This is a genomic window from Streptococcus sp. HMSC073F11, from assembly GCF_001810785.1.
In the GTDB taxonomy this organism is placed as follows: Bacteria; Bacillota; Bacilli; order Lactobacillales; family Streptococcaceae; genus Streptococcus.
Map to the genome: position 1 here is coordinate 30482 of NZ_KV802690.1, position 11097 is coordinate 41578.

Here is an 11097-nt window from a genome sequence, read left to right on the forward strand (position 1 = left end):
TTTCATTCAGATTATAGATTTTATTATACCAAAAAAAGGTCTATTTCCCCAACGTATGGCTTGAAAAATCACTCTCTTTCGTTTATAATGAAGAATGATTTTATGAAAGGGAGTGAAAATAAATGAAATTTTACTCATATGACTATGTACTTAGCCAAATCAGTCAGCAAAATGGCATCATGATTGGCTTTGGGATTGTGCTCCTAGCTATCACAGGATTTTTTGCCTTTAAGGCCTATCGAGATAAAAAGGGGACTAAGTTTCGGGAATTGGTCATGATTTTGGCCTTGACCTTGGTAGCCATGCTTTTGGTAACAATTTCAAAATACCAGACCAATCAAGCCTCTAACAATCAATTTCAAACTTCACTTCATTTTATAGAGGTTGTTTCCAAAGACTTGGGAGTGGATAAATCAGAAGTTTATGTCAATACTTCTGCAGCCACTGATGGAGCACTTATCAAGGTAGGTTCAAATTTCTATCGTGCCATGAACGGGAGCCAACCAGACAAGTATCTTTTAGAGAAATTAGAATTGCATCAAACAGACGCTATTGAATTGGTGGAGGTAAACAAATGACACTCAATTATATGGAAATTTTAATCAAACTGGCCTTGGGTCTTTTCTCTCTTGTTTTTGTTATTAATGTGACAGGAAAGGGGAATCTAGCACCTAACTCTGCTACAGACCAAATTCAGAACTATGTTCTTGGTGGTATCATCGGTGGGGTGATTTACAATAGTTCAATCAGCATTCTGCAGTACGCAGTGATTTTGATGATGTGGACGATTTTGGTCTTGACCCTCAAGTGGCTCAATAACAATGTTCGTTTTGTCAAACGCTTGATTGATGGAAAACCAACTCTCCTTATCAAAAATGGGCAGATTGACCCAGAAGCCTGTCGTTCAGTTGGTTTGTCTGCAGCAGAAGTTGCTCTCAAACTTCGTAGCCAAGGAATTTTCCAGATGAAACAGGTCAAACGAGCTGTGCATGAGCAAAATGGCCAACTCATCGTGGTCCAAATGGGAGATGAAAATCCTAAGTATCCAGTTGTGACTGACGGTGTGATCCAAGTCGATGTTTTGGAATATATTGACCGTAGCGAAGAGTGGTTGCTTGATAATCTCAGCAAACAAGGGCATGACAATGTGGCCAATATCTTTATCGCTGAGTATGACAAGGGTGCCGTCTCAGTCGTAACTTATGAATAAGAAAAACCTGGGGTCTTGTACTCTTCAAAAATCAAATTCAAACTGCGTCAACGTCGCCTTGCCGTATGTAGGTTACTGACTTCGTCAGTTCTATCTACAACCTCAAAGCAGTGCTTTGAGCAGCCTGCGGCTAGTTTCCTAGTTTGCTCTTTGATTTTCATTGAGTCTTGGCCTCAGGTTTCCATTTGCAATCAGAAAGGGATTTTATGTCCATTATTCAAAAACTTTGGTGGTTTTTCAGGTTAGAAAAACGCCGTTATCTAGTCGGGATTATGGCCTTGGTCTTGGTTTCCGTCCTCAATCTCATTCCTCCCATGGTTATGGGGCGGGTGATTGATGCCATTACATCGGGGCAATTAACCCATCAGGACCTCCTTCTTAATCTATTTTATCTGCTGCTGGCAGCCTTTGGGATGTACTATCTGCGATATGTTTGGCGCATGTATATCCTTGGAACTTCCTACCGTCTGGGGCAGATTATGCGCTCTCGATTGTTTGAGCATTTCACAAAAATGTCGCCAGCCTTTTATCAGACCTATCGAACGGGAGACCTGATGGCACACGCCACCAATGATATCAATGCCCTAACTCGTCTCGCAGGTGGAGGAGTCATGTCAGCAGTGGATGCTTCCATCACGGCGCTGGTGACTTTGCTGACCATGCTTTTTAGCATTTCTTGGCAGATGACTCTGGTTGCCATTCTTCCCTTGCCTTTCATGGCCTATGCGACCAGTCGTCTAGGGAGAAAGACCCACAAGGCCTTTGGCGAGTCACAGGCGGCATTTTCCGAACTCAATAACAAGGTGCAGGAGTCTGTATCGGGTATCAAAGTGACCAAATCTTTCGGTTATCAGGCGGACGAGTTGAAGTCCTTTCAGGCAGTAAATGAATTGACCTTCCAAAAGAACCTCCAAACCATGAAATACGATAGTCTCTTTGACCCTATGGTTCTCTTGTTTGTTGGTTCATCCTATGTTTTAACCCTTTTGGTCGGTTCCTTGATGGTTCAGGAGGGACAGATTACGGTTGGGAATCTGGTCACCTTTATCAGCTACTTGGATATGCTGGTCTGGCCTCTTATGGCCATTGGTTTCCTCTTTAATATCACTCAGCGAGGCAAGGTTTCCTACCAGCGGATTGAGGAACTCTTGTCTCAGGAATCACCTGTACAAGATCCTGAGTTTCCTTTAGATGGCATTGTAAACGGGCGCTTGCAGTATGATATTGATAGCTTTGCCTTTGAAAATGAGGAAACACTGACGGATATTCACTTTAGCTTGGAAAAAGGGCAAACACTGGGCTTGGTCGGTCAGACAGGCTCTGGGAAAACATCTTTGATCAAACTCCTCTTGCGTGAATACGATGTGGACAAGGGAGCCATTTATCTAAATGGTCATGATATTAGAGATTATCGTCTGACAGACCTTCGTAGTCTCATGGGCTACGTTCCTCAGGACCAGTTCCTCTTTGCGAATTCAATCTTAGACAATATACGCTTTGGCAATCCTAACTTGCCCCTTTCAGCGGTCGAGGAAGCGACTAAGCTAGCTCAAGTTTATCAAGACATTGTAGACATGCCTCAGGGATTTGATACGTTGATTGGTGAAAAGGGAGTCAGTCTTTCTGGAGGTCAAAAGCAGCGTCTGGCCATGAGTCGGGCTATGATTTTAGATCCTGATATCTTGATTTTGGATGATTCTTTGTCGGCTGTGGATGCCAAGACGGAGTATGCGATTATCGACAAACTCAAGGAGACGCGAAAGAACAAAACAACCATTATCACGGCTCATCGCCTGAGTGCAGTTGTCCATGCAGATCTGATTTTAGTCCTGCAAAATGGTCAAATTATCGAACGAGGCAGGCACGAAGACTTGCTAGCTTTGGATGGCTGGTATGCCCAAACCTACCAGTCTCAGCAGCTGGAAATGAAAGGAGAAGAAGATGCAGAATAAGAAAGAACAATGGGCTGTATTGAAGCGCTTGATGTCTTATCTCAAGCCTTATGGACTCCTTACCTTTTTGGCACTCAGTTTTCTCCTAGCGACGACGGTCATCAAAAGTGTCATTCCCCTTGTGGCTTCCCACTTTATCGACCAGTATCTCAGCAATCTCAATCAACTCGCTGTGACCGTTTTGCTGGCCTACTATGGCCTTTATATCCTACAAACTCTGGTCCAGTATGTCGGCAATCTTCTCTTTGCGCGCGTGTCTTACAGTATTGTTAGGGATATTCGTCGCGATGCCTTTGCCAATATGGAAAAGCTGGGCATGTCTTATTTTGACAAGACGCCAGCAGGCTCTATCGTCTCTCGTTTGACAAATGACACCGAGACCATCAGTGATATGTTTTCGGGAATTTTGTCCAGCTTTATCTCAGCAGTTTTCATCTTTCTGACAACTCTTTATACCATGTTGGTGTTGGATTTTCGTTTGACTGCATTAGTCTTGCTCTTTCTCCCCTTGATTTTCCTTTTGGTCAATCTCTATCGGAAAAAATCAGTGAAAATCATTGAGAAAACCAGAAGTCTCTTGTCAGATATCAATAGCAAGCTGGCAGAGAATATTGAAGGAATCAGAATAATCCAGGCCTTTAATCAAGAGAAGCGCCTACAGTCAGAGTTTGATGAAATCAACCAAGAACACTTGGTCTATGCCAACCGTTCTGTAGCCTTGGATGCCCTCTTTTTGCGTCCTGCCATGAGTTTGTTGAAACTCCTAGGCTATGCAGTTTTAATGGCCTATTTTGGCTATCGTGGACTTTATCTGGGAATAACGGCAGGAACCATGTATGCCTTTATCCAGTACATCAATCGTCTCTTTGATCCCCTGATTGAGGTGACGCAAAACTTTTCAACCCTGCAAACGTCTATGATTTCTGCAGGCCGTGTCTTTGCCTTGATTGACGAGAAGACCTATGAGCCCCTTCAAAATGATGGGCAAGCTAAAATCCAAGAAGGCAATATCCGTTTTGAACATGTATGTTTCTCTTATAATGGAAAACATCCGATTCTGGATGACATTTCCTTTTCAGTTAACAAGGGTGAAACCATTGCCTTTGTAGGCCATACAGGTTCAGGGAAATCGTCTATTATCAATGTCCTCATGCGCTTTTATGAATTTCAATCAGGGAGAGTTCTCTTGGATGGTGTGGATATCAGGAATTACAGTCAAGAAGAGTTGAGAAAAAACATCGGTCTGGTCTTGCAGGATCCCTTCCTCTATCATGGAAGCATCAAGTCCAATATCGCCATGTACCAAGATATCAGTGATGATCAGGTTCAGGCTGCGGCTACCTTTGTGGATGCAGATTCCTTTATTCAGGAACTTCCTCAGGGATATGATGCACCTGTTTCCGAGCGTGGTTCGAGTTTTTCAACTGGACAGCGTCAGCTTCTTGCTTTTGCTAGAACAGTCGCCAGTCAGCCTAAAATCCTGATTTTGGATGAAGCGACAGCCAATATTGACTCTGAAACAGAAAGTCTGGTTCAAGCTTCTCTGGCTAAGATGAGACAGGGGCGGACAACCATTGCCATCGCTCACCGCCTTTCGACCATCCAAGACGCCAACTGTATCTATGTTTTGGACAAGGGGCGCATTATCGAGAGTGGAACCCATGAGGAACTCTTGGCTCTGGGAGGAACCTATCACAAAATGTATAGCTTGCAGGCAGGTGCCATGTCTTAATACTCTTTGAAAATCTATTCAAGCCAGGTCAGCTTTATCTGCAACCTAAAAGCTGTACTTTGATTTTTATTGAGTATCAGAAGGAAATCCTTCAAATTACAGATTTCTTTCACCGCCTTTTCCATTTTGTGGTATAATGAAAAATGTTGACAAATAGTATAATAAAAACAAAGGAGAAACAGCATGCTGAAATGGGAAGACTTGCCCGTGGAAATGAAATCAAGCGAGGTTGAGTCTTACTACCAGCTTGTCTCTAAAAGGAAGGGTTCGCTGATTTTCAAGCGTTGCTTGGACTGGGTTTTGGCCTTGGTTGTACTGGTTCTGACCTCTCCCATCTTTCTCATCTTGAGCATTTGGATCAAGTTGGATAGTAAGGGGCCAGTCATTTACAAGCAAGAGCGCGTGACCCAGTACAATCGACCTTTCAAGATTTGGAAGTTCCGTACCATGGTGACGGATGCGGATAAAAAAGGGAGTCTAGTGACTTCTGCTAACGATAGCCGCATTACCAAGGTTGGGAATTTCATCCGCCGTGTCCGTTTGGACGAACTGCCTCAGTTGGTCAATGTTCTTAAAGGTGAGATGTCCTTTGTAGGGACGCGTCCTGAAGTACCTCGTTACACAGAGCAGTATAGCCCTGAAATGATGGCGACCTTGCTCTTACCAGCAGGGATTACCTCTCCAGCCAGCATCAACTACAAGGATGAGGACACCATCATCAGTCAAATGACGGAGAAAGGTTTGTCAGTTGACCAGGCCTATGTCGAACACGTCCTTCCTGAAAAGATGCGCTATAACCTCGCCTATCTCCGAGAGTTTAGTTTCCTTGGAGACATCAAAATCATGTTTCAAACCGTGTTTGAAGTGCTAAAATAAAGTAGTCATAAGAAAATGAGTACAGATAAAAGGAGCAAATCAATGCCAAATTACAATATTCCATTTTCACCACCCGATATTACGGAAGCAGAAATTGCTGAAGTAGCGGATACCCTGCGTTCTGGTTGGATCACAACAGGTCCTAAGACAAAAGAACTAGAGCGTCGCTTGTCTCAATATACACAGACACCTAAGACCGTCTGCCTCAACTCTGCGACTGCCGCTCTTGAGTTGATTTTACGCGTTTTGGAAGTGGGACCTGGTGATGAAGTCATCGTTCCAGCCATGACCTATACAGCTTCATGTAGTGTCATCACTCACGTGGGAGCAACTCCTGTCATGGTGGATATCCAAGCAGATACGTTTGAGATGGACTATGACCTGCTTGAGCAAGCTATCACTGAAAAGACCAAGGTGATCATCCCAGTAGAGCTTGCAGGGATTGTTTGCGACTACGACCGTTTGTTCCAAGTTGTGGAGAAGAAACGTGATCTCTTTACCGCTTCAAGCAAGTGGCAAAAAGCCTTTAACCGTATCGTGATTGTTTCTGATAGTGCCCATGCTTTGGGATCTACTTATAAAGGGCAACCAGCTGGTTCTATCGCTGACTTTACTTCCTTCTCATTCCACGCCGTTAAGAACTTTACAACTGCAGAAGGTGGAAGTGCCACTTGGAAAGCCAATCCAGCGATTGACGACGAAGAAATGTACAAGGAGTTCCAAATTCTTTCCCTTCACGGACAAACTAAGGATGCTCTTGCTAAGATGCAACTGGGTTCATGGGAATACGATATCGTCACACCAGCCTACAAGTGTAATATGACCGATATTATGGCTTCCCTTGGTTTGGTACAATTGGACCGCTACCCAAGTTTGCTAGAACGTCGTAAGGAGATCGTGAACCGCTATGATCGTGGTTTTGCAGGTTCTCGTATCCATCCATTGGCACACAAGACTGAAACTGTCGAATCTTCACGCCACCTCTACATCACCCATGTAGAAGGAGCGAGTTTAGAAGAACGCAATCTTATTATCCAAGAATTAGCTAAAGCAGGAATTGCAAGCAATGTCCACTACAAACCGCTTCCGCTTTTGACAGCCTATAAGAATCTTGGTTTTGATATGGCGAACTATCCTAAGGCTTATGCCTTCTTTGAAAATGAAATTACGCTTCCTCTTCACACTAAACTAAGCGATGAAGAAGTGGATTATATCATTGAGACTTTCAAAACAGTTTCTGAAAAAGTACTAGCTTCATCAAAAAAATTGTAAAAAAGTCTTGACAAAGAAAAAACAAAGTATTAAAATAAATTCAACAAATCAGAAAAGTAACTATTTTTGATCTTCAGGGAGCCTGTGGTGATTGTGAACAGGTGGTTGGAAGTAGTGAAAGTGGGCTGATTTTAAAAGTGAATTTGAAACAATGAAAATTCGGTGCGCACACCTTACAGTGCAACTTGTTGTTAGACAAGGCAGAGATGTAAAGGGATAGTCCCTTTATAATTGAGGTGGCACCGCGTTACCAACGCCCTCACATGGAAGTAGATTCTGTGTGTGGGCTTTTTTCTTTCGGTCATTTTGTTTATCTTTTATTAGGGCGTTAAGTCGCTTTGATGAACTTGAGTTCTATCTGCAGCTCCTTGCCTACTACTAAAAGCAAACAAAAAGCCGAATTAATATGGAAAGAGGAAAATTTTATGACAACTAAAGGTTATTTTGGACAATTTGGTGGTAGTTTCGTACCGGAGCCGATTCAGGCTTTGTTGGATGAGTTGGAAGTGACATTTGAAAAGTACAAAGATGATCCAGAGTTTTTGGCAGAATTTCGTCATTATTTGAAGGACTATTCAGGTCGCGAAACACCGCTCTATTTTGCAGAAAGTTTGACAGAGCACCTAGGTGGAGCTAAGATTTATCTCAAACGTGAAGACCTTAACCACCTTGGTTCTCACAAGCTCAACAACGTTTTAGGACAAATTCTTTTGGCTAAACGCATGGGCAAAAAACGAGTAATCGCAGAAACAGGAGCTGGTCAGCACGGTGTTGCGACAGCAGCGGCTGCAGCCAAGTTTGGTATGGCCTGTGATGTCTACATGGGGGCAGAGGATGTGGAACGTCAACGTCTCAATGTTTTCCGTATGGAGATGATGGGAGCAACTGTTCATGCAGTTGAAACAGGGACTCGTACCCTCAAAGATGCTGTTGATGCAGCATTTGGAGCATGGATGAATGACCTTGAAGCCTTTTATGTTCTGGGATCTGCTGTGGGACCTCACCCATATCCAACCATTGTTCATGAGTTCCAAAAGGTCATCAGTGAAGAATCTCGTCGTCAAATCTTAGAAAAAGAAGGTCGTTTACCAGACTACGTCATTGCCTGTGTAGGTGGTGGTTCTAATGCTATTGGTGCATTTTCTCAGTATGTGTCTGATGAAGAAGTCAAATTGGTTGGGGTTGAAGCTGCTGGTCACGGACTTGACACAGATAAGCACGCAGCTACTATGACAAAAGGTAGTATCGGAATTGTCGACGGCATGAAGACTTATGCAGTCTTTAAGGAAGATGGAGAGCTAGCTCCAGTTTACTCTATCTCAGCTGGATTGGACTATCCAGGGGTTGGCCCAGAACACGCCTACTTTAAAGATTCAGGTCGCGTGGAATATGTCGCTGCGACGGATGAAGAAGCTGTTCAGGCTCTCCTCCTTCTCAGCAAGACTGAAGGAATTATCCCAGCGATTGAAAGTTCGCATGCTATCGCAGAAGCAGTTAAACGTGCACCGAAACTAAGTAAAGACGACATTATCATCATCAATGTCTCTGGTCGTGGAGACAAGGACGTAGCTGCGATTGCAGACTACCTAGAAGCTAAAAAATAAAAGATGGAAAAATTACAGTCTTTTCTCTCACAGAGAGCTTGTGGTTGCTGGAAACAAGCAGAGAAAACTGTAAGGTTGGGTCCATCTGAAACAAGAGAAAAAAACATAATTCTCAAGGGAGTGCCCTTTATCGCACAGCCTGTTACAGGAAATATCTGAGACAGGAATGAGAGATAGGAGAAATCCTATAATTGAGGTGGCACCGCGAATTTCGTCCTCACGCAAGTTATTTTGCGTGGGGATTTTTATATGTCTATTATAGGTTCAGCTGTTTAGTTTTAGATTATTGTTCATTATTAAATAGATTGCTACAAAAAATTTGCGAACGAAGTGAGCTTTTAAAAGATATTTCCCGCCATAGTGGTATCCTATAGAAGCAAATATGCTTCTATAGGACGGAATTTTTGAGACCTAAGGCTCAAAAATTAGGGATGAAATTTTGAAGAAAGTTGCTCCCGTACGCACTATTTAAGGGAAATAGAAAAAGATAAAAAATTAAAAAAAGGAACTGAAAGGGAAATTACAATGGAACGAATCATTCATGGAGATGTCTTATCACCAATCTTGGCTTATATGCGCCTAAAGGGGCAACACAAGGTTATTTTAGAGAGTATTCCGAGAGACAAGGAAACCGCTCGTTTTTCTATCTTAGCCTATAATCCAGTTTTTGAGATTAAGTTTGAAAATGGAGTTCTTTATCAAAATGGTCAAGTGATTGATCGGGATCCCTTGGATTTCCTTTATGAAGTGACTCATAAGAACCAGCACCATTCAGACCTACCTTTTGGTGGGGGAGCCATTGGATTTGTTGGCTACGATATGATTTCGCTTTATGAAGAAATTGGTCAAATTCCTGAAGATACAATTGGAACTCCAGACATGCATTTCTTCGTCTATGAGAGTTACATGGTCTTTGACCACAAGAAGGAAAAAATCCATGTCATCGAGGATGCTCTTTATAGTGAGCGTAGCCAAGAAGACTTGGAAGAAGCCTTGAACCAAGTGCTTGAGGAATTACGCATTCCTGCTCCAAATGAATTTGAAGACTTGGATCTATCTCCACTGGACTTCAAACCCCATATCGCTCCTCAGAAGTTTGAGGAAATGGTGGAAACAGCTCGTGACTTGATTCGTAATGGCGATATGTTCCAATGTGTACTCAGTCAGCGCTTCTCAGCAGAAGTTACTGGAAATCCATTTGACTTCTACAGAAATCTCCGCGTGACTAATCCTTCTAATTACCTTTATTTCTATGATTTTGGGGATTATCAAATCATCGGAGCTAGTCCAGAAAGTTTGGTTTCTGTCAAAAATGGCATCGTGACAACCAATCCGATTGCAGGGACACGACCAAGAGGCGCTACGGATGAAGAAGATAAGGATTTGGCGACAGACCTGCTTTCGGATGAGAAGGAAACAGCAGAGCATCGGATGTTAGTAGACTTGGGACGTAATGATATTGGTCGCATCTCTGAAACGGCCAGTGTCCAAGTCACTAAGTATATGGAAGTGGAGCTTTTCCGTTATGTCATGCATTTGACCAGTGTGGTCAAGGGGCGTTTGCTTCCAGAACTCACTGCCATGGATGCTTTGAAAGCAACACTTCCTGCCGGAACAGTTTCAGGAGCACCAAAGATTCGAGCGATGAGACGCATTTATGAACAGGAAACAGAAAAACGTGGCGTATACGCAGGAGCAATCGGCTACTTGTCTGCGACGGGTGATATGGATTTCGCCATTGCCATCCGAACGATGATTCTCAAAAATCAAACAGCTTATGTGCAGGCTGGGGCAGGGATTGTCTACGACTCCATTGCCCAAAACGAATACCAAGAAACCATTAACAAAGCAAAATCTATGACTAGAATTGGAGAACTAAGACCATGATTTTATTGATTGACAACTATGATTCTTTTACCTATAACTTGGCCCAATACATTGGGAATTTCGCAGAAGTTCAGGTCTTGAGAAATGATGATCCCAAGCTGTATGAAGAAGCTGAAAAAGCAGATGGTCTGGTTTTTTCTCCTGGTCCAGGTTGGCCAGTTGATGCCGGAAAGATGGAAGACATGATTCGTGACTTTGCAGGCAAGAAGCCAATTCTAGGGATTTGTTTGGGTCATCAAGCTATCGCAGAAGTCTTTGGTGGGAAGCTAGGCTTGGCTCCAAAAGTCATGCATGGGAAACAGAGCAATATCAGCTTTGAAGCGCCATCTGTTCTCTATCAAGGCATCGAGGATGGTCGTCCAGTCATGCGTTATCACAGTATTTTGATTGAAGAAATGCCAGAAGGCTTTGAAGTTACAGCTCGTTCGACTGATGACCAAGCTATTATGGGAATTCAACACAAAAGCCTGCCGATTTATGGCTTCCAATACCATCCAGAAAGTATCGGAACGCCAGATGGCTTGTCTTCTATTCGGAATTTTATCGAGAAGGTTGTAAAGTGAG

9 protein-coding genes and 2 other annotated features are annotated in these 11097 nt (G+C 43.1%); all 9 genes read left to right on the top strand.

Annotated elements, in window-relative coordinates; translation table 11 throughout:
- Positions 1-122: 122 nt before the first annotated feature.
- The 9 genes from HMPREF2764_RS01770 (at position 123) to HMPREF2764_RS01815 (ending at position 11096) form a co-directional block, all read left to right on the top strand.
- Complete coding sequence (locus tag HMPREF2764_RS01770; RefSeq protein ID WP_000675329.1) at positions 123-578, top strand: DUF3290 family protein; 456 nt, start codon at positions 123-125, stop codon at positions 576-578.
- Positions 575-1210 carry a DUF421 domain-containing protein gene (locus HMPREF2764_RS01775; RefSeq protein ID WP_000174452.1) on the top strand — a complete coding sequence of 212 codons (636 nt, stop codon included), beginning with the start codon at positions 575-577 and terminating at the stop codon, positions 1208-1210. The genes HMPREF2764_RS01770 and HMPREF2764_RS01775 overlap by 4 nt, the downstream gene beginning before the upstream one ends.
- Positions 1211-1416: 206 nt before the next feature.
- Complete coding sequence (locus tag HMPREF2764_RS01780) at positions 1417-3162, top strand: ABC transporter ATP-binding protein (protein WP_070526720.1); 1746 nt, start codon at positions 1417-1419, stop codon at positions 3160-3162.
- A complete protein-coding gene (locus HMPREF2764_RS01785) occupies positions 3152-4894 on the top strand; it encodes an ABC transporter ATP-binding protein (protein ID WP_033684821.1) in 1743 nt (580 codons plus the stop codon). The genes HMPREF2764_RS01780 and HMPREF2764_RS01785 overlap by 11 nt, the downstream gene beginning before the upstream one ends.
- A 183-nt stretch (positions 4895-5077) precedes the next feature.
- Positions 5078-5770 (top strand): sugar transferase, encoded by a 693-nt coding sequence (locus HMPREF2764_RS01790; RefSeq protein ID WP_000922210.1) that lies wholly within the window; start codon positions 5078-5080, stop codon positions 5768-5770.
- A 42-nt stretch (positions 5771-5812) separates the two neighbouring features.
- Positions 5813-7042, top strand: coding sequence for a DegT/DnrJ/EryC1/StrS family aminotransferase (locus HMPREF2764_RS01795; RefSeq protein WP_020903539.1), 1230 nt, complete (start codon positions 5813-5815; stop codon positions 7040-7042).
- A gap of 34 nt (positions 7043-7076) precedes the next feature.
- Positions 7077-7306: a binding site (T-box leader), on the top strand.
- Between the two features lie 161 nt (positions 7307-7467).
- Positions 7468-8646 (top strand): tryptophan synthase subunit beta, encoded by a 1179-nt coding sequence (gene trpB, locus HMPREF2764_RS01800; protein ID WP_070526723.1) that lies wholly within the window; start codon positions 7468-7470, stop codon positions 8644-8646.
- Positions 8643-8868 (top strand) — a binding site (T-box leader). Its footprint overlaps the gene before it by 4 nt.
- A 303-nt stretch (positions 8869-9171) precedes the next feature.
- Complete coding sequence (trpE, locus tag HMPREF2764_RS01810) at positions 9172-10533, top strand: anthranilate synthase component I (protein ID WP_070526726.1); 1362 nt, start codon at positions 9172-9174, stop codon at positions 10531-10533.
- Positions 10530-11096, top strand: coding sequence for an aminodeoxychorismate/anthranilate synthase component II (locus HMPREF2764_RS01815; protein ID WP_070526729.1), 567 nt, complete (start codon positions 10530-10532; stop codon positions 11094-11096). Before trpE ends, HMPREF2764_RS01815 begins: the two co-directional genes overlap by 4 nt.
- The last annotated feature ends 1 nt before the right edge of the window (position 11097 follow it).

What these genes read in the sequence shown, in the direction of transcription:
- HMPREF2764_RS01770 (WP_000675329.1), top strand. Translation starts at nt 123, where the DNA reads ATGAAATTTTACTCATATGACTATGTACTTAGCCAAATCAGTCAGCAA.
- HMPREF2764_RS01780 (WP_070526720.1), top strand. Translation starts at nt 1,417, where the DNA reads ATGTCCATTATTCAAAAACTTTGGTGGTTTTTCAGGTTAGAAAAACGC.
- trpB (WP_070526723.1), top strand. Translation starts at nt 7,468, where the DNA reads ATGACAACTAAAGGTTATTTTGGACAATTTGGTGGTAGTTTCGTACCG.
- HMPREF2764_RS01790 (WP_000922210.1), top strand. Translation starts at nt 5,078, where the DNA reads ATGCTGAAATGGGAAGACTTGCCCGTGGAAATGAAATCAAGCGAGGTT.
- HMPREF2764_RS01785 (WP_033684821.1), top strand. Translation starts at nt 3,152, where the DNA reads ATGCAGAATAAGAAAGAACAATGGGCTGTATTGAAGCGCTTGATGTCT.
- HMPREF2764_RS01795 (WP_020903539.1), top strand. Translation starts at nt 5,813, where the DNA reads ATGCCAAATTACAATATTCCATTTTCACCACCCGATATTACGGAAGCA.
- HMPREF2764_RS01775 (WP_000174452.1), top strand. Translation starts at nt 575, where the DNA reads ATGACACTCAATTATATGGAAATTTTAATCAAACTGGCCTTGGGTCTT.
- trpE (WP_070526726.1), top strand. Translation starts at nt 9,172, where the DNA reads ATGGAACGAATCATTCATGGAGATGTCTTATCACCAATCTTGGCTTAT.
- HMPREF2764_RS01815 (WP_070526729.1), top strand. Translation starts at nt 10,530, where the DNA reads ATGATTTTATTGATTGACAACTATGATTCTTTTACCTATAACTTGGCC.